General features: G+C 55.4%; 16 protein-coding genes. 7 read left to right on the top strand and 9 right to left on the bottom strand.

Annotated elements, in window-relative coordinates; translation table 11 throughout:
• Positions 1 to 165 precede the first annotated feature (165 nt).
• Complete coding sequence (gene rsgA / locus J4859_RS05755) at positions 166 to 1,350, bottom strand: ribosome small subunit-dependent GTPase A (RefSeq protein ID WP_249113767.1); 1,185 nt, start codon at positions 1,348 to 1,350, stop codon at positions 166 to 168.
• Positions 1,334 to 4,072, bottom strand: a complete 2,739-nt coding sequence (locus J4859_RS05750) for a calcium-translocating P-type ATPase, PMCA-type (RefSeq protein ID WP_371812230.1) — start codon at positions 4,070 to 4,072, stop codon at positions 1,334 to 1,336. Before J4859_RS05750 ends, rsgA begins: the two co-directional genes overlap by 17 nt.
• A 558-nt stretch (positions 4,073 to 4,630) precedes the next feature.
• On the opposite strand from J4859_RS05750, the gene J4859_RS05745 reads away from it, so the two are divergent.
• Both J4859_RS05745 and pyk read left to right on the top strand, forming a co-directional pair.
• Positions 4,631 to 5,650 carry a 2-hydroxyacid dehydrogenase gene (locus J4859_RS05745; protein ID WP_212334080.1) on the top strand — a complete coding sequence of 340 codons (1,020 nt, stop codon included), beginning with the start codon at positions 4,631 to 4,633 and terminating at the stop codon, positions 5,648 to 5,650.
• Between the two features lie 349 nt (positions 5,651 to 5,999).
• Positions 6,000 to 7,439 carry a pyruvate kinase gene (gene pyk / locus J4859_RS05740; RefSeq protein ID WP_212334078.1) on the top strand — a complete coding sequence of 480 codons (1,440 nt, stop codon included), beginning with the start codon at positions 6,000 to 6,002 and terminating at the stop codon, positions 7,437 to 7,439.
• A 255-nt stretch (positions 7,440 to 7,694) separates the two neighbouring features.
• Here the strand turns inward: pyk and J4859_RS05735 are convergent, their stop codons facing one another.
• Positions 7,695 to 7,802: a transposase gene (locus J4859_RS05735; RefSeq protein WP_212334075.1), complete on the bottom strand. Its 108-nt coding sequence runs from the start codon at positions 7,800 to 7,802 to the stop codon at positions 7,695 to 7,697.
• A 137-nt stretch (positions 7,803 to 7,939) separates the two neighbouring features.
• On the opposite strand from J4859_RS05735, the gene J4859_RS05730 reads away from it, so the two are divergent.
• From J4859_RS05730 to J4859_RS05710, 5 genes are all read left to right on the top strand, one after another.
• Positions 7,940 to 8,236, top strand: coding sequence for a hypothetical protein (locus J4859_RS05730; RefSeq protein ID WP_212334072.1), 297 nt, complete (start codon positions 7,940 to 7,942; stop codon positions 8,234 to 8,236).
• 547 nt (positions 8,237 to 8,783) lie between these two features.
• Entirely contained in the window at positions 8,784 to 9,926 is a 1,143-nt protein-coding gene (locus J4859_RS05725) for an ABC transporter substrate-binding protein (protein WP_212334069.1), read from the top strand.
• A 23-nt stretch (positions 9,927 to 9,949) separates the two neighbouring features.
• On the top strand, positions 9,950 to 11,053 hold the full coding sequence (locus J4859_RS05720) for an iron ABC transporter permease (protein ID WP_212334066.1): 1,104 nt from the start codon (positions 9,950 to 9,952) through the stop codon (positions 11,051 to 11,053).
• Complete coding sequence (locus J4859_RS05715; RefSeq protein ID WP_212334063.1) at positions 11,053 to 11,814, top strand: ABC transporter ATP-binding protein; 762 nt, start codon at positions 11,053 to 11,055, stop codon at positions 11,812 to 11,814. The genes J4859_RS05720 and J4859_RS05715 overlap by 1 nt, the downstream gene beginning before the upstream one ends.
• An 85-nt stretch (positions 11,815 to 11,899) precedes the next feature.
• Positions 11,900 to 13,657, top strand: coding sequence for an alpha-amylase family glycosyl hydrolase (locus tag J4859_RS05710; protein ID WP_212334060.1), 1,758 nt, complete (start codon positions 11,900 to 11,902; stop codon positions 13,655 to 13,657).
• Positions 13,658 to 14,155: 498 nt separating this feature from the next.
• Here J4859_RS05710 and J4859_RS05705 read toward each other — a convergent pair whose 3' ends face one another.
• The 6 genes from J4859_RS05705 to J4859_RS16805 all read right to left on the bottom strand — a co-directional run bounded on the left by J4859_RS05705 (position 14,156) and on the right by J4859_RS16805 (position 19,176).
• The gene (locus J4859_RS05705; protein WP_212334057.1) at positions 14,156 to 14,482 is read right to left on the bottom strand and encodes a hypothetical protein; all 327 of its coding nucleotides are present in this window, start codon (positions 14,480 to 14,482) and stop codon (positions 14,156 to 14,158) included.
• 491 nt (positions 14,483 to 14,973) lie between these two features.
• Positions 14,974 to 15,207: an IS3 family transposase gene (locus J4859_RS05700; protein ID WP_212334054.1), complete on the bottom strand. Its 234-nt coding sequence runs from the start codon at positions 15,205 to 15,207 to the stop codon at positions 14,974 to 14,976.
• A 202-nt stretch (positions 15,208 to 15,409) separates the two neighbouring features.
• Positions 15,410 to 17,845: a ferrous iron transport protein B gene (gene feoB / locus J4859_RS05695; RefSeq protein ID WP_249113766.1), complete on the bottom strand. Its 2,436-nt coding sequence runs from the start codon at positions 17,843 to 17,845 to the stop codon at positions 15,410 to 15,412.
• 145 nt (positions 17,846 to 17,990) lie between these two features.
• Complete coding sequence (locus J4859_RS05690; RefSeq protein ID WP_212334051.1) at positions 17,991 to 18,137, bottom strand: hypothetical protein; 147 nt, start codon at positions 18,135 to 18,137, stop codon at positions 17,991 to 17,993.
• Between the two features lie 72 nt (positions 18,138 to 18,209).
• Positions 18,210 to 18,653 (bottom strand): hypothetical protein, encoded by a 444-nt coding sequence (locus tag J4859_RS16810; RefSeq protein WP_256436828.1) that lies wholly within the window; start codon positions 18,651 to 18,653, stop codon positions 18,210 to 18,212.
• Complete coding sequence (locus J4859_RS16805) at positions 18,553 to 19,176, bottom strand: hypothetical protein (RefSeq protein ID WP_212334045.1); 624 nt, start codon at positions 19,174 to 19,176, stop codon at positions 18,553 to 18,555. The genes J4859_RS16810 and J4859_RS16805 overlap by 101 nt, the downstream gene beginning before the upstream one ends.
• Between the last annotated feature and the right edge of the window lie 53 nt (positions 19,177 to 19,229).

Here is a 19,229-nt window from a genome sequence, read left to right as displayed (position 1 = left end):
AAGGCATCTGACAACCTGGGAATATAAACAGCTCCCTACCGGTATCGAACAAGCATCTTCCACGCAAGATAGAACGCACCGGTGAGCGATCTAACAGAAAGGACCTCCCACTCCGTGAGTGGAAGGCCTCTCCAAGACATCTACAACATCTCTATAAAGCTCAAGCTACAGCGTTACGTCCGGATCCAGACTCTGTGCACTGTCGCGCATCTCCTGGGCGAGTGCCACATAGGCCTCGTAACGGGCACAGGCGAATTTTCCTTCGTCCAAGGCCTGCTTTACCGCACAGCCTGGTTCAGTAGTGTGCGTGCAATCCCGAAAACGGCACTGTGCCGCATAGGCAGCGATATCCGGAAAGACCTTTGCCAGCCCCCGCTCATGTCCCACCAGGGGAAGTGTACGCAGACCAGGCATATCGATAATGATGGCACCGGTAGGAAGGCGCACCATCTGACGCGCAACCGTCGTGTGCCTCCCTGCATCGTCGGAGCGTCTGACCGAACCGGTCTTGAGGACGTCGTGGCCCATCAGACTATTGAGGAGGGTGGACTTCCCCACTCCAGACTCACCGAGAACGAGCGCTACCGTACCCCTTCCGACAAGGTTCTCCACCGCCTGTGAGCCAATCCCCACCTTGAATTTGTCTTCGAGGTGGTGAAGTGGCTCTTCAAGCCCGGCCGTCTTCGTCGTGGTTACGCAGATAGGAGTATCCCCTCCGACCGACGTGATGACTTTCCGCACGATGGCTGCAAGCTCCTGTTCGCTTTTACAGCGGTCCGCTTTTGTCAGGATGATTGCCGTATCACAGCCACAGTCACGGGCAATGACGCAGGAGCGGACCAGGCGGTTGTAGTCGATTCCGTGAGGGCCAATCGCCTGCGCTACCAACACGAGATCGCCATTGGCAGTCAGCACCTGTTTCTCACCGCGGGAGCCACCCCGCCAGCGCTCCAGGGCGCTCTTCCTCGGGAGGATTTCCTCAATCAACATCTCTTCATACTGAACGGGTACCCTCAGACACACCCAATCCCCCACGGCGACCTTTGAGTCACCCCACTTGGTGAGCGCTGCAGAGAATTCTGCACGACAGAGGCGCTGTTCTGTCAGGATCGCAGGAAAGCTCCGGTCAAGCCTCACGACGCAGCCCAGCTCGTATTCGGTAGGGTCTGCCCCCTCACGCTCTGATAAGGTGTTCGCTGCCTTCTGGAAAGCCTGCTGCTGTCCCTCGGTAGGTGTGAGGTCTGCCCACGTAGGCAGTGCCTGTAACGAAGAGAGGGCCGGCAGAGCCCGAGAGCTCTTGCCGGCACCTTTGTGTGAACGTTTGTGGTTTGTTCTACTCGCTCTGCTCACTCTTTTTTGCCTTGCTCCTGTCATATGCCCTCATGATGAGTTTATAAAGCTCTACCAGAGGAATGATAGCAAATGCAAGCAACATTGCGATACCGTATTCACCGGCGCTGATCTCAGCAAAGCCGAAGGCCACCGAGAGCGGGGTCTCGATAACGATAAAGGTGAGAACCAGAGAGCCTGCAAACGCGTACCAGAGCCACTTGTTCTGGGTCGGAAGTTTGAAGATCGACTGACGGCGGCTGCGCATGTTGAAGGAGTGGAACATCTCGACCATAGAGAGTGTCAGGAATGCCATCGTCATGCCGTCCAACCCTGCGTTATGACCGGACAGGACCGCGTCCAGCGGGACATTCTCAAGCGAGAGGCCCACGAAGTAGGAGATCAGGGTCAGCGCCGAGACCATGAAGCCCTGGACGATGCAGTCGAGGCCCATACCGTTGGCGAAGATGCTATCCTCGGTGCCTCTCGGCTTTCTGTCCATGATACCTGGCTCTGCCTCTTCCATGGCCATTGCCAGTGCGGGGAAGCAGTCGGTGATCAGGTTCAGCCAGAGCAGGTGCGTCGGTTCCAAGATCGTAAAGCCAATGAGGGATGCAACGAAGACGGAGATGACCTCAGCCAGGTTGGAGGAAAGTAGGAAGGCGATTGCCTTACGGATGTTGTCGTAGATGCGGCGGCCCTCTTCGCAGGCTTCGATGATCGTCGCGAAGTTGTCGTCGGCCAGAACCATGTCAGCCACGTTCTTGGTGACGTCGGTGCCCGTGATACCCATGCCGATACCGATATCAGCACGCTTGATGGAAGGAGCGTCGTTGACGCCGTCGCCGGTCATTGCGACGACCTTATCCTTCTTTCTCCAGGTGTTGACGATACGGCTCTTGTGCTCAGGCTGGACACGCGCGTAGACGGAGTATTTCTCGATGTTGTTGTAGAATGCCTCATCGCTCATCTTGTCGAGCTCAGCACCGGTGATGGCCTCAGAGCGGTGCTTGATGATGCCGAGTTCCTTAGCGATTGCAACTGCGGTATCGATGTGGTCGCCGGTGATCATAACGACACGCATACCGGCGTGGTGAGCCTCAGCCACTGCGTCTTTGACCTCAGGTCTGATCGGGTCGATCATACCCGCAAGGCCCAGAAAGACCATATCGCGCTCGAGGGCTTCAGGGGAAAAATCAGTCGGTTTGTTGTGATGGTAGTTGACACGTGCACCTGCCATGACACGCAGCGCCTGGTCGGCCATACCCTTGTTGGCCTCCATGATGCGCTTTCTCCACTCGTCGGTAAGGGGCACATCCCCTGCCTGCGTATGGACCTTCGTGCAGTGCGCCAGAATTACGTCCGGGGCGCCCTTGGTGTGCTGGATGTAGTTACCGTCCGGCGCCGCATTGACGACGGACATCATCTTTCTTGAAGAATCAAATGGGGCCTCACCGATACGGGGATTCGCCGCGTTCAGGTCGCCCGTGGTGAAGCCGAGCTTGGCGGCATCCGCAACCAGTGCGGCCTCAGTCGGCTCACCGATCGCTTTGTGTCCCTCGACGTCCCAGGTTGCATCAGAGCACATTGCCATGCAGCGCATCAGTCGATCCTGATCCTCAGTGAAGTGACGGACAACCGTCATCTTATTCTGGGTCAGGGTACCGGTCTTATCAGAGCAGATGATCTGGGTGCAGCCCAAGGTCTCGACTGCGGAGAGCTTACGGATAATTGCGTTGTGCTGGCTCATCTTCGTGACACCAATGGAAAGCACGATCGTCACGACGGCTACCAAGCCTTCAGGAATGGCGGCAACGGCCAAAGACACGGCGATCATAAAGGTGTTGAGGACGAGCTGCAGGTTATTGAAGAAGCCCATGCCGTGCTTTATCCAGGTGATAACGAAGACGAGCGCGCAGACGACGATGCACAGAACCGACAGGATCTTTGAGAGCTCCGCCAGCTTCTTCTGAAGTGGGGTCGTCTCATTCTCAGCCTCATTCAGGGCGTCAGCGATCTTGCCCATCTCGGTATTCATGCCGGTAGCGACAACCACAGCCTTGCCACGGCCATAGACGACTGTGGAGCCCATATAGCACATATTCTTGCGGTCAGCAAGGGGCACGTCGTCCACATCTTTAGCCAGCTGCATCTCAGCCACGGCTTTCTCCACCGGTACCGATTCGCCGGTCAGCGCTGACTCGTCGATCTTCATCGACACATTCTCAATGACGCGGCAATCTGCCGGGACTGCATCGCCGGCCTCGAGGTTGACGATATCGCCGACGACCAGCTGCGAGGAGGGAACCTCCAGCACTGAACCGTCACGAACAACTTTTGATTGAGCCGCCGACATCTCCTGCAGGGATTTCAGGGCCTCTTCTGCACGGGTCTCCTGCACGACGCCCAAAATAGAGTTCACCACGACAACGAAGACGATGATAACAACGTCGGCAAAGTCGCCGTCTCCCGAAGCGACGCTCGTGAGCGCCGAGATGATGGCCGCGACGATCAGCATGATGATCATCGGGTCTGCCATCTGTTGGAAGAACCGGATCCAGCCTGGGGTCTTCTTCGCTTCGGCAAGTTTGTTTAGACCGTTTTGGTCGAGACGTCTCTGAGCCTCTTTTTCGCTCAGACCGTTTTTGGTATCACTTTTGACAGCTTGCACCACATCTTCGGATTTTTGCAGATACTCTTTCAATTTGTGTTCCTCCTGGGGTTGTCTCGTGCGCCAGTAGATTGATGCCCGATCATAATTCCCCAGGAGTTGGGGCAAGGGCCCATCAAGGTTGCCATACATGGCGCAATCTACCTAACTCGATTCTTATAGTAACAAAAATAAAGAATATTTCGATACTGTGAGCTCCGATTACGCCAGTCTCTGCTCAAGGCGTTCAAATGTGAAACACTCGCCACCCCACCCACGCTATTTCAACCCCTGCCATTACAGTGAGCGATGCCGTCCCCACGCTCAGACCGACAAGCATTTTGAGACAGCCATATGTGTATGAGAGGAACTTAGCGATATCCAAGCAAGATGAAACCCACAATTAGATAAGCCAAATTGTTTGCAACCATACCAATTTGTTTGAATTCCAACCGTTAAGACGGTTTTTCTTGCAGATCACAGAGGAATTGCACAACAGGCAAGAAAAATCGTTCAGAGGGACTAATAATTTTAAGATGACGGTGACAAATGCCAAGTTTTCAAGCTACTATTTGGATAAGCCGTTTCGGTTAGGTTACAGGTAGGAGTATCACCGGATTTCGGTGACGACCAATGTGTTGGAGGAACACTATGAAATTCCTGTTTTACGAAACCAAGAGCTATGACAGAGATTCCTTTACGAAAGTGTTACCGGACTATCCTGATGTCCAATGCGACTTCATCAGAGCAAACCTCGATCCTATGACCGCCGGTTTGGCTAAAGGGTATGACGGTGTCTGCGCCTTCGTAAACGCTGATGTGTCCGCTCTAACGCTCGAGGCGCTCGCTGGCCTGAACGTAAAGCTCGTCCTTATGCGCTGTGCCGGCTTCGATGCGGTCAACGTACCTATGGCAAAGAAGCTCGGCATGACTGTCGTCCGCGTTCCAGCCTATTCACCGCAGGCGATCGCAGAGCACGCAATGGGCTTGGCTCTGTGCGCTAACCGTCACATCCACAAGGGTTACATCCGTGTTCGCGAAAACAACTTCTCCCTTGAGGGCCTCGTCGGCGAGAACTTCTATCACAAGACTGCCGGCATCATCGGCACCGGCCGTATCGGTGCCGCACTGGCCCATATCTGCAAGGGCTTCAGCATGCACGTCCTGGGCGCTGACCTCTACCCGAACCAGAAGCTCGTTGACGAGGGCATCGTCGATGAGTACGTCGACTACGACGAGCTCTATCAACGCGCTGACTTCATCTCCCTGCATGCCTTCCTCAACAAGGATTCCTACCACCTGATCAACGACAACTCCATCGCAGAGATGAAGGACGGTGTCGTCTTCGTTAACACCGCTCGTGGTGCACTTGTTGATACGAACGCTCTGATTCGTGGCATCCGTTCTGGAAAACTCGGCGCTGTGGGCCTCGATGTCTACGAGGAAGAGAACGCAAACGTCTACAAGGACCGTGAGTCCGACATTCTGCGTCACTCTGTAACCGCACGTCTCTGCTCCTTCCCGAACGTTGTTATGACCTCACATCAGGCCTTCTTCACCAAGGAAGCACTCGAGCAGATTGCAAAGTGCACGATTGAGAACGCTGAGCACTACACGAAGCACGAGGACTACATCCCGAAGAGCGTCGTTACCGCTCCTGGCGTCGATTAGTCTTACAGATTCGAAGGCTTGTACATCTCCGCCCACAGCGTCACCGCTGTGGGCGGTTTTTATTTAACGTTTACGACACAATTGCGCTCGTTTGCATAATCTGCATACATATATCCACGTAAAAGACCCATTGTGTGGTAGCGTGGTCATAAGCGACACACATATGACCCCAGACTTTTTGTTGCCTTTCGTTTCTTCTGAACCTCTTTTTTCTTACCTTCACGAATCAAATTAGTATAATGCTCATCGGTTATGGACGCGGAACTGCCAACAATGCAAACAAAGGGATATCAAAGGGATATCCCGTGTTTTTATAGCCTGGCCCATGCCAAGACAAGGAGAGTAAGACATGCAGAAGCGGACGAAGATCGTTTGCACCATGGGACCTGCAACGGACGACGACAAAGTACTGGAGCAGCTCATCCTCAACGGTATGAATGTCGCACGGTTTAACTTCAGCCATGGCACACATGAGTATCACCGTAAGAATATTGAGCGCGTTCGCGCAATGTCAAAGAAGCTTGGCATCCCTGTTGCCATTATGCTCGACACCAAAGGCCCTGAGATCCGTACCGGCCTGCTGAAGGATCACAAGCCCATCCAATTCAACGTCGGTGAGCACACCACGGTCACGACCGACAACACGATCGTGGGCACCCACGACCTCATCTCGCTGGACTACAAGAATCTGGCCCACGAGGTCAAGCCAGGCACTAAGCTTCTGATCGACGACGGACTCATCGGCCTCAAGGTCGAGTCCGTCGAGGGAGAAGAGGTCCACTGCGTCGTCGAGTCTGGCGGCGAGTTGGGCGAGCGCAAGGGCGTCAACGTCCCGAACCTCTTCCTCAACCTCCCCTCCGTCACCGAGCAGGACCGCTCTGATATCACCTTCGGCTGCAAGCTCGGTATCGACGCAATCGCTGCCTCCTTCATCCGCGATGCGAACGCCGTCAAGGAGATCCGCCAGATCTGCTATGAGAACGGCCAGCGCCACATCGACATCTTCCCGAAGATCGAGAGCGCCCTGGGTGTCAAAAACTTCGACGAGATCCTCGCAGCTTCCAACGGCTGCATGGTCGCCCGTGGTGACCTGGGCGTTGAGGTTCCGACCGAAAAAGTCCCACACATCCAGAAGACCATTATCAGAAAGTGCAACCTAGTCTATAAGCCGGTCATCACCGCAACCCAGATGCTTGACTCCATGATCAGAAACCCACGCCCGACCCGCGCTGAAGCCAACGATGTCGCAAACGCCGTCTATGACGGCACCGACTGCGTCATGCTCTCCGGTGAGACCGCAGCAGGCCACTATCCAGTTGAGGCTGTGAAGACAATGGCATCAATCTGCATGGAGACCGAGAAGTACCTGCAGCAGCGTGAGACCTACCACGAGCGTGAAGGCCTACGCAACGTGAACAGCTCCATCGGATTCGCCGCTGTCACGACCGCGCAGCGCGTCAACGCCAAGTGCATCATCGCTCCGACACACTCTGGCAGAACCGCACGCCTGATCTCAAACTTCCGTCCGCATCTTCCGATCATCGCGCTGTCCCCCTCTGACCACACAATCCGCAAGTGCTGCTTCTATTGGGGTGTTGAGGCAATTAAGTCCGTCGAGCAGGGTTCGCTCTCCGCGACGCTCTATGAATCCCTCGATGTCACTAAGGAGCACAAGTTCATCGACTCGGGCGACATTGTCGTGCTGACCGCAGGCGATCCTCAGACCTCACCGTCACAGGGCGACTATATCACGTCTACTAACATGTTGATGGTGGCACAGGTCCAATAGATTCCTGAGCATCACAGCTCGTAAGGCATACAAGGCTCCAGCTCTCAACGAGGTGGAGCCCTTTTTGTCACGGTGTCAGAAAAAGCCCAATCTTAGATAGATATAAAAACCCGCTGCTGTACCGTGCACTAATAATTTTGGCTCAGTCCTAAAACCTGTGTGCAGACCCATCACGCACCAGCCCCGGAAGCCTTCGAGTAGCGCCTGGTGGCAATCGAATATCTTGAAGAAGAAGCATCCATCGTTAGGGTATCCCTAGCCTGCCCTCCTGAGCGTCTTGATCATGCAGTTGGTCCCTTCGACCCTGCCGCTGCTGATATGGTGGCGGGCATAGGCGACGATCCCCTCCATCGCTGCGCGCATGTCCTGCTCCTGCGTGCACAAGTAGGCCTCAAAGAGCATCTCATCCGCGATTGTCGCAGGCTATGGCCTCTACATGCAAACATCCACTCCTCGCCCACGTGGTCGCAGAAGGCATGGACGACCTTCTTTCCCTTCGAATGGACAAGCCACAGCACATATCCCGTCTTGAGGTCGACGATCACGGTGGCGCAGCGGTGCCCGCCGTGAAGCTTGAACGTATCTGCACCCAGATACCTTCCCTGCCGCTCAGACTTGCGCAGCTTTCGCTTGCTGCCTTCCCCTTCCGTGTAGAGCCCAGAGAGCCTCGCGCGCTCGATCTTTTTCACGACGTTTCTGTCGAAGCCTGCCGTGGGCGACACCGCCTTGAGGGTCTGCCCCAATGCAAGCAGGTCACACACGAAGGCAAGCAGCAACAGCGTGATGCGCTGGCCTGAAGCCCTGAAGGGCACATCCTCGATGCAGGAGGCCCCGCACTCCCTGCATGCCTATCTTGACCGGGACACCTCTATCCTTGCCTCTCCATCCCGAGAGGGAGATGCCAAAGTGCGATGGGAGCCTTCCTGTTTTTTTCTCCATCGGCCTTCCGCGGCAGGGACACGACGGTGCGTCCTTTACTTCGAGCCTGCTCGGCACGGAGAGTATGCAAGGTGGTGTCCGGCATCCTCTGGATGACGTCCCGAACTCCTCTGTGCGTGCGCTCTCCTTAGGCTCTTCTGCCTGCACGAAGCCCACGAGATGGGAGGGGATCCGGAAGAAGGCAGGAGCTTCTTTGACATGGGAAATGGCGGGCAGCTGGGCTGATGGCGATGCTACACTTGTCAGCGTGCTCCATCCTTGTTCGGGATCTTCTTGTTGCGATGCAAGATTCTAGAGGATGGCCGCTTTTCTGTCTTTGCAGGCACTATGCTGCAGGCCTCGGCCCACAGCTTTTAGGATGGGACCAAAATTTTCTTATCCACTCCACAACACAAAGGAAGTCTCATGACGCTCAGAAAACACACCCCTGTGCTCTTTATGATCGTGGCGCTCCTGGCGCTCACCCTCTGCGGGGGCTGCGCACAGAGCGATACTTCAAATTCGTCCGATTCTGACGACACCCAGCAAGAACAGCAAAGCGACACGAAGACCATCACCGATGCCTATGGCAGACAGGTAGAGGTCCCCACGCAGGTCAACACGGCCGCGACTGTAGGATCTGGCGCTCGGCTGGTCGTCTACGCCGGTGGCAAGTACAAGCTCATTGCCGTCACCGATATGGAGACCAACCCGGGCATGAACCGCCCATACGCAATGGCGTACAAGGACCTCTTCGCCGATCTTCCCTCCACGAGCAACGGCAACCACCTGAATCAGACAAATGTAAACGCCGAGCAGCTGATGCAGCTCAAGCCGGATACGATCATCTCGAGCAGAAGCGCCGACGAGTGCGATCAACTCCAGCAGACGACCGGCATTCCGGTCATCGGCGTCTCCTACCAAAACCAACTCTTCAGCAATGGGATCTATGACTCAATCTCCTGTGTTGGCGAGGCCTTGGACACCCAAGACCATGCTCAGTCCGTCATCTCCAAGATGAAGGAGTGGAAGCAGGATCTGGACAACCGCATCGCCTCTGTTCCGCAGGATTCGAAACCCTCCGTGTATGTCGGCGCAATCAACTACCGCGGCAAGAAGAGCTGGACCGGCACCTACGCCCACTACACTCCCACCGATATTCTGCAGGCGAACAACGTCGCAGACTCTACAGGGCAGGATGGCGCGATCGACGTCTCCCTTGAGCAGATTGGCCAGTGGGATCCAGACTACATCTTCCTCGACGCCGCCAACAGCGATGTGATTGACCAGGACTACGAGAACAACCCGGACTTCTTCAGCAACCTCAGCGCGACCAGATCTGGTAACCTGTACACGCAGCCTTCATATAACTTTAACGGTACCAATGTCGGGACCGGCATCTGTGACACCTACTTCATCGGCGCCACTATCTACCCAGATGCCTTCTCAGATGTCAACCTCGACGACAAATACCGCGAGATCTATACGACGATGCTTGATGGGTATGATTTCTACACCGACATGCAGCAGAACGGTGAGACCTTCTCGACGTTCCCGCCGCTGTCGTAACTGCGAGGCTTAAATAAGGTCCTATGACACAAACGCATCCCTACAAAACATCTAAAGTAACCGCCGCCGTGGCAAGCTATACTGCCTACGGCGGCTATATTAAACACAAACGCCGTGTGATTGTCATAATGGCACTCATAACGTTTGTGCTCGCAATGATCTCGATGGGACTGGGAGCCTATACGCTCTCCCTTGCGCAGATCGTCCAGGGTATGTTCAACGCATCCCCAGATCCCACTGTTGATGCAATCATCCAAAACATTCGCCTGCCTAGGGTCCTCAGCGCGATTGTCTCCGGCATTGCGCTCGCACTTGCCGGCTGCACCTATCAGGCGACGCTGAGAAATCCCCTGGCTTCTGCAAGTACCCTCGGTATCTCCCAAGGCGCCGCATTCGGAGCCTCCGTCGCGATCATCCTCTTTGCGGACAGCACCGCCACCTCAGCGGTTGCTACGGTGGGTTCCTCCACTGCTAACCCCTACCTCACCGGCATCTGCGCCTTTATCGGCGCGATACTCTCCACTGTTATTATTCTCGGACTCTCGAGCTTGCGTGACATGAGCTCCGAGAGCATCGTCCTGCTCGGCGTCGCCCTCTCGGCGGTCTTCACCGCAGGCACCACCTTGATCCAATACTTCGCCTCCGACGACCAGGTCGCTACCGTCATCTTTTGGACCTTCGGGGATCTGACCCGCGTCTCAACCCAACAGCTACGGCTGCTCAGCATCATTACAGCAGCCGGTGCGATCTTCATCTTCTGCAACCGGTGGAACTACAACGCCCTTGAGACTGGCGACACCCTCGCCTATGGGTTGGGCATCTCCGTCAAGGGGGTCAGGCTCTCCAACACGATTATCGCATCGTTGCTTGCTTCTTCGGTCATCGCCTGCGCCGGCATCATCAACTTTGTCGGGTTGATCGCTCCCCACATTATGCGCCGCATCTTGGGTGCGGATTACCGCTATCTGCTCCCTGCCAGCGCGCTGTGTGGGTCCTGCGTCTTGATCGTTGCGGATATGCTCTGCAACCTCCTGATCCCCCCGACTATCCTGCCGGTCTCTGCAATCACCTCCCTCATCGGTGCCCCCATCTTCATCTATCTACTCTTCAAGGGGGTTCGTCACTGATGCTTGAGCTCGATCACATCAACTTTGCCTATCCCCACGGCAATGCCCTGTTACATGACGTCTCACTCTCTGTGAAACCTGCCTGCTTCACGGCCCTGTTGGGGAAAAACGGCTGCGGGAAATCGACCTTACTCTCTCTGATCATGGGGATCCTGCATCCCGCTTCCGGCACCATCACACTCGACGGCGAAGACTTGCCGCATATGGAGCGGGGCCTGCGCGCCAAAAAGATCTGCATGGTCGCCCAGCGTGAGGAGGCTACCCACACTACAGTCTTCGACGCAGTGCTGATGGGCAGAAAACCCTACATTGAAAGTGCTCCCCGACAGGAAGACTTCGATGCGGTCGCAGACATCCTGGCACGGCTCAATCTCTCCCACCATGCCCTCTCCTATATGGATGAGCTCTCCGGCGGTGAACGACAAGTCGCAACCTTGGCACGCGCCTTTGTCCAGCAGACCGACTATCTTCTCTTGGATGAGCCGACCAACAACCTAGACCCCTACAATCAGCAAGAGATCATGCAGTTGGTGCACCACGAGGTGAACGATCGCGGGATCGGCGTACTTGCCGTGATGCACGACATCAACTTAGCCCTCCAGTATTGTGACCGGTTTATCCTGATGAAGGAAGGGAGCATCAAGACCGTTGGCGACTCCTCAGTTATCACCGAGGCAACCATTCGCGATATCTACGGGATGAAAGTCGACGTAATCACCCATAATGGGACCAGGGTAGTTATCCCACACACGTTGAAATAGCATCAATATCGCAACTATATGATGGCCAAATATGTAATGATTGGTTACATGTTCTATACGAACACTACCTTGACAGAGGTGAACAATGACTGAGAACAAGAACAGCGACTTCACCGCCCAAATCGGTACCTCGCTGAAACAGTGGAGAGAAGTCTCCCATAAATCAATTGACCAAGTGGCTCAGGAGAGCGGCGTCTCTAGTGAGGTCGTCTCACAGATTGAGCAGGGAGACTCCTGGATGAGAATCGACGATGTCCTGAAGGTTGCACAGACCTTGGGGCTGCTTGAGAAGCTTAAGCAGGCTTTTGCGGCACTTGAAGCAGCACCTGTCGAACAGCAGGAGGAGCAGACCGAAGCGTCCACGAACACGCTGGAACCTGAAGCGCAAGAAGGCAACGCTCAAGAAGAAGTTCAACCCAAACAGCAGGACAAGCCACAACCGCAACCTGCACCTGCTGTGGAGCAGCCTTGGCTCACCGAGGCAAACTGGTACGACGGCTCAATGGTCTATCAGATCTATCCGTTGGGCCTCACCGGCGCACCTTGGAGAAACGACGGCAGCGCTGAAGGTGCTACCAACGACGATCCGCACCGTCTTTTGAAGATCATCGATGACGGCTGGATCGTCCAGGCCAAGAAACTCGGCGCCACCTGCATTATGCTGAACCCAGTTTTCGAGAGCGATTCACACGGCTATGACACCCGCGACTATACGAAGGTTGACAGCCGCTTGGGCACCAATGAGGACCTTAGGGCGGTCGTCGATGCCGCGCACCAGCAGGGCATCAAGGTCATTCTCGACGCCGTACTCAACCACGTCGGCCGTGGCTTCTGGGCTTTCCAAGATGTTATCAAGAACAGACAAGACAGCAAGTACGTCGGCTGGTTCAACATCGACTGGAACAGCAACTCCCCTTACAATGACGGCTTCAGCTACGAGTCCTGGCAGGGCGTCAGTGAGCTTGTGCAGCTCAACCACAACAACCTCGAGCTCAACAACTACCTCAACGATGTAATCCTGCGATGGGAAAAGGAGTTCGATATCGACGGACTGAGACTGGACGTCGCTTACTGCCTGGATCCGGGATACCTGAAGTATCTCCGTCAGACGGCCAACCAACTCACTGAAAAACGCCATCAGAAGTTCCTACTAATGGGTGAAACGATGTTCGGTGACTACAACCAGTGGATGGGCGACGACGCCTGCGACACCGTCTACAACTACGAGGCCTACAAAGGCCTGTGGGGCTCAATGAACTCCTCCAACATGCATGAGATCGCCTACAGTCTGGAGCGCCAGAGTGGCGACAAGCCGTGGGACCTATACACTGGTAAGCACCTGTTCAACTTCCTCGATAACCACGACACCAGCCGTATCGCCTCAACGCTGAACGATAAGAAGCAGCTGAAGCCGCTCTACGGCCTGCTCTTTGGCATGCCGGGCGTGCCTGCGGTCTACTACGGCAGCGAATGGGGCATCGAGGGCGAGAAGAAGTTCGGCGACCACGAGCAGCGTCCGTCACTTGACAAGCCCGAGTGGAACGACCTCACCGACTGGATCCAAACTCTCACCAAGGCCCGCCTCACGACCGCCGGAGCCGAAGCGCTATGCGAGGGAGACTATCACGAGCTCCTGTGCCAGCCGAAACAATTAGTCTTCCAGCGTGCTTGCGAGAGCGGCCGTGTCATCGTCGCAATCAACGCGGATTCAAAACCGGCACACCTTGACTTCAACGCCCAATGTGGGCAGGGAACCAATCTGATCACCGGTGAGCAGCACGACTTCGGTGGTGGCTCTGATCTGGGCGCGTACGACACCGCCTACTGGCTCTGCGAGAAATAATCTCACACTGAACCATATAGAGTAGTGGGCCAGAGGAACTCAATCCTCCGGCCCATTTTTTATGAAAGGCTTTAGCCTGTGCCGCGCGGAATGCTCGGCATGAAAATCCACCCGCTATGCGGATGGAAGACAACGATGCAAGGCAACGAAACTCGGTAGTGTCCCCAAGGACGCCCCTATGGTGTATTAAGAGTCATCTCACGTCTTTTGCATATTTCGGATAGGAGCATCGAGTATCTGTCCTAAAGCTCGCAGTGTTTCCTCGCTTCGCGCTCGATCTCGTTGATCCTGACGGGCTCGGTGTTAAAGCCTTAAAGCGGCCTCCCTCTAAGTGAGGTGTGCCGACAGCCGTTTCGACTTTAAGGCCCTCTTCGCACTCGTGCTTTTTGGCACCCGGGTTCAAAAGAGCACGGAAGACCTGTCTAGCTATGTATCTCTTCAAACATCTTGTGATCTCGCGCTTCGATGTGCCTTTAGCTATCCTTTTGAAGACGTAGGTCAGCCTCCGTTTGTCGTAGCGCATGCAGCTGAGCGCGATGGTATACAGCGCCCGGAAAGCCTGTCGGTTGAGTCGGTATCTGACAGGCTTGCCGCTCGATGGGTGCCGCTGCGCGCAGCGCTGTAAATGCCGAGGGCAGCGAGCCGCAGCCCCCTTACCTTTAGCAGGGCAGGCGCATTGTCCTGCACAAGCTCCACTGTGAGTGCCTCCAGCTTGTCTGCCTTGTTCTTCGCAAGCGCCTGGAGCATAAGCAGTGAGTCGACAACCAGCTCAGCACCCTTTGGCCTCTTCCTGGCAAGCGACCTCATCATTTCGGAAGTTCCCATCCTGCCGTACTTCGAGCGGATCTCCTCCGGAGCCGCTGCACCTCTTGTCTCGCTTGGGCCGCAGGACCTCCATGACAGCGACACTGCACGATTCCGCATCCCCGAATCGCCTCTACGAGCGATTCGTATCCGGCCCTGTCTGCCGGATACTCTCCGCTGAAGGCCACTTCTGCCCATGGCATCCAACACACACAGTACATGGTTGTCCTTGTGTGTGTCGACGCTAGCGCAGAGCGTCCCGGAACCAGACATGCAAGCCCTCCATCCATCATGGGCATCCTATCGGCAGGTTAGACACAACACTGACAGAAGCGCTAGAAGCAGGAGAGTCCGGTCTGCTGGCAGTGCCCATGCTCCTATAAGGTCATGGCGGGCCTTCGGGATGCCCGCGGCAGGACGTGACAGGGCAGCTGCAGGCCAGTTGTTAAAGTCAACCCCAGACTTACCGATTGAGGGTGGTAGCGGTTTTCCGTACCATTCCACCTACAAACCTAAGCTGTCAGTGCGAGGCCGAGGCTCTGCCTGAACTCCATCGGGCTCACTCCTTTGAGTGAGCGCTTGCGCCTCTTTGTGTTGTACCAGACGATGTAGTGGTTGATGCGCTCCTCCAGCTCCTTAAGGGTCACGCCGTCCCACTTGCACTTCCTGAACACCTCCGTCTTCAGAAGCTCCGAGGAAAGCCTTCTGATGCACTGGTTGTCGAAAGTACAGCTCTTGCGCGACATCGACCTCTCGATGCCTACCTCTTCGCAGATAGATATCCACTTCTGGCTAGCGATAGTGGCAGCCGCAATCTGAGTGGATTATACGATGCCTGCGCTGCTCCTACTCCAAGAAGCGTAAGAGATACTCAATCACACCTAACGGGTGATGGGCAGGCTGACTGAAAGTGCGCAAGACTATTGATGGTACCTACCACTCAAAATGTTATACAAATCCTAAGAGCAAGCCGACGCTGTGGACGAGAAGTGCGACCACATAGGCCACGATGCACTGGAAGGCAACGATACCCCAGGCCCACTTGCCGCCGAGCTCACGCTGGATTGCGGAGATTGCCGCGACGCAGGGCGTATAGAGCAGGCAGAAAACCAGCAGCGTAATAACCGCCAGCGGTGTAAGGGCTACAGTGAGCTCTGCCATGGAACCAAACAGCACAGACAGGGTTGCGACGACAACCTCTTTTGCCATGAAGCCAGCGATAAGAGCTGTGGTGATACGCCAATCGCCGAAGCCGAGTGGACGGAAGATCGGGCTGATCCAGGTTGCAACGGCTGCAAGCATTGAGTCAGCAGGATCGGTGACCATATCAAAGGTCGGGCTGAAGGTCTGCAGCAACCAGATGATAACGGCAGCAGCAAAGACCGTGGTGAAGGCACGGGTTAGGAAGTCCTTGGTCTTCTCCCACAGCAGCTGACCAACGCTTCGCAAGCCTGGCATACGGTAGTTCGGCAGCTCCATTACGAACGGAACCGCCTCGCCTTTCGCGACGGTCAGGTGCGCGATACGACCGAACAGAATAGCTATCAGGATGCCCAACAGGTAAAGGCAGATCATGATCAGACCGCCCTGCCCAGGGAAGAAGGCTGCGGTGAAGAAGCCGTAGATCGTCAGCTTGGTCGAGCAGCTCATGAACGGAATCAATGCGACGGTGAGTTTACGGTCACGCTCAGAAGGTAGCGTTCTCGTAGCCATAACTGCCGGCACCGAGCAGCCAAAGCCCATCAGCATCGGGACGATGGAGCGGCCGGAGAGTCCTATCTTACGCAACAGTTTGTCCATCACAAAGGCGACACGAGCCATATAGCCGGTATCCTCCAAAAGTGACAGGAAGAAGTACATGCCCACGATGTTTGGCAGAATCGGGAGCACCGTACCGACTGCGTTAAAGACGCCGTCGACGATCAGGGAATGGATGACCAGGCTGGCATTGCCGGCCGTCAGCGCCCCATCTACGATACCCGTCACCCAATCAACGAACATCGTGATCAGGTCCCCAAAGAACGGACCGATCACATTGAAGGTGAGGATAAAGATCGCCGCCATGATCAAGATAAACATGGGGATTGCGGAGTATTTACCAGTCAGCACCGCATCGATCTTGCGGCTGCGGATCGTCTCTTTGCTCTCCAGCGGCTTGATCACACAGGCGGAGACCACTTTGTGGATGAAGGTAAAGCGCATATCTGCGATTGCTGCAGCACGGTCGAGCCCGCGTTCCTTTTCCATCTGGTGCACAATGTGCTCTACCGCATCGAGTTCATTTTGGTCGAGCTTGAGCGCATCCTGGACGCGCTTGTCACCCTCGACCAGTTTCGTGGCGGCAAAGCGCAGCGGGATATCCGCACGCTTCGCGTGATCCTCGATCAGGTGCATGACGGCATGCAGGCAGCGGTGTACCGCGCCGCCGTGGTCGTTCTCATCGCAGAAGTCCTGTCTGCCCGGAAGCTCCTGATAGTGGGCGACGTGGACCGCGTGCTCGACGAGCTCGTCGACACCCTCACCGTTGACTGCGGCAATCGGGACGACCGGGAGGCCTAAGATATCCTCCATACGGTTCACGTCAATGGAACCGCCGTTGTTCTGGACTTCGTCCATCATGTTGAGCGCCAATACCATCGGGCGGTTCAACTCCATCAGCTGCATCGTCAGATAGAGGTTACGCTCGATGTTGGTGGCATCGACAATATCAATGATTGCGGGATGCTCCTGCAGGATGAACTGCCGGGAGACCAACTCCTCTGAAGAATACGGACTCATCGAATAGATGCCTGGCAGGTCGGTGACCTTCGTGTTGGGATGCCCCAGAATGGAGCCTTCCTTACGATCCACCGTGACGCCCGGAAAGTTGCCGACGTGTTGGTTGGCGCCGGTCAGCTTGTTGAAGAGCGTTGTCTTTCCGCAGTTCTCGTTGCCGGCAAGCGCGAAACTTAAGGTGGCATCGTCCGGAAGCGGATGTGAGTGGTCCTTCGTACGGGCATCGATATAGGCGCCCTCAGATTCCTCACCGAGGCCGGGGTGCCTTACCTGCGGCGCCTCCATCAGGCTGTCAGCCTGCGCCTGTACCGCATCCTGAGCCTGTTTCGCTTCTTTGCGGGTGACCAGGTGGCAGGTGATCTTTGCTGCATCCGCTAGACGAAGCGACAGCTCATAGCCGCTGATGGTGAATTCCATCGGATCGCTCATCGGAGCGTACTTGATCAGTGTGATGTCCGCTCCGGGGATGACACCCATGTCCAGAAAATGCTGTCTCAGCGCACCCGTTCCACCGACCGTATCAATCTGCGCGGTCTCTCCGATTTCGAGATCCCGCACGGTCATTTGGTCATCTGTTCCCTTTACAGACGGCGTCTGGTGTTGACTCATGCTCATCAACCTTCAATATGTTGTTTTCGGTAGCCTCTCACTACAAAAAGAAGGTTACCATACCTCTCTCATATGTTTTTATCCTATAACACTTAATTTAGTGCAATGCCCTCGTTTTCAGATTTCTGATGCACAGGCCGAATATCTACCAATCCATAAAATCAGAGTCCTTATCGTGCGATCGATGCTCTTTGCGAGCTCGTCGTCTGTCAGAGATAGCGGAGACCCCTATTCCGATCGCACAGCCGATCACCACAGCGAAGATAATAACGACGACACTCATTGAACTCATAGTTATAGTTCTCCCTTATCAGCCCTTTTTGGTATGGCACAAGGATGCCACACTGAGAGCTCCGGTGTCACTTCAGCATACAAACCCCAATAACCTGGATGCTGTCTCTCTCACGTCCATTACAGTCCTTAGGTTTGAGACAGTGCGGATATTCACAGAGGATTTATGCGGATGAAGCCGATCGACTCCGGTAATCTGAAGTGTGATCTGATGGAAGACTTTGAGTGTCTCAACGCCCAGACAGGTATTCTTGGCTCCTGCTATCTCATAGGCGGAGCGCACCGCAAACTGCGCGCCTACATCCACCGCGTGGACGGAGACCTGCACGTTGTTCAGGTTGCCAAGTGTGGAGCCTCTCCGCATATCGGAGCGGTTCGCAAAGGTCTGATAGGGGACGTCGTTGCGGTTGAGTATCTCACTCAGCACTGCCCGGCTGAACGCGTCGGCCGTATAGAGCTGGTTGGCCGCCTCTTTGATCACCAGGCCCTTGTTGGGGGATGCAGGTGTTGGTGGCATCTGCCACCTCAGGGTGGTTGGGATGCTTGGCATGGGGATTGCCACAGAACTTACGAGGAAAGACTGCGCCGCCGAGCGGTAGTACTTTCTCCTCGGTTTTGCCGAGTGTCTTGTTGATGCGTACCAAGGTGTCATGCAGGAAGGCGAAAAGCGCTCCCTGTTTGGTGCTTGAGCCCACTTCTTCGTTATCAAAGCAGACATAGACGGACACGCCGTGCTCGTTATCCGATCCCAGGAAGGCTTGCAAACCCGCATAGGCGGACTGCAGATCGTCCAGGTGCGGTGCGCTCACAAACTCCTGGACTGCACCCCACACTGTCGGCTTTTGACGGTTGACGAGGTAGAGGTCACGCGCGAGGATTGCATCCAGCTCACAGCTGAGCTCCTCGGCGATCAATTTGTCGAGAGGTCCCTGTTTAGGTTCCCCTGCAGAGAACAAAGGGCAGAGATCGACTGTTCGGTCTGGCCCAAAGGATTCATTGACCTCACGGTTCATATGAATTGCGAGGCTCGGGATGGTCAAGAGATTCTTATCAAAGGAGACGGGCTTCTCCTCAAGTCCCTTTGGGGGGTACG

This window comes from Atopobium sp. oral taxon 416, from assembly GCF_018128285.1.
Taxonomy (GTDB): domain Bacteria; phylum Actinomycetota; class Coriobacteriia; order Coriobacteriales; family Atopobiaceae; genus Olsenella_L.
Note: the sequence above shows the minus strand (reverse complement) of the source record. Positions and strands in the feature narration are given on the sequence as shown.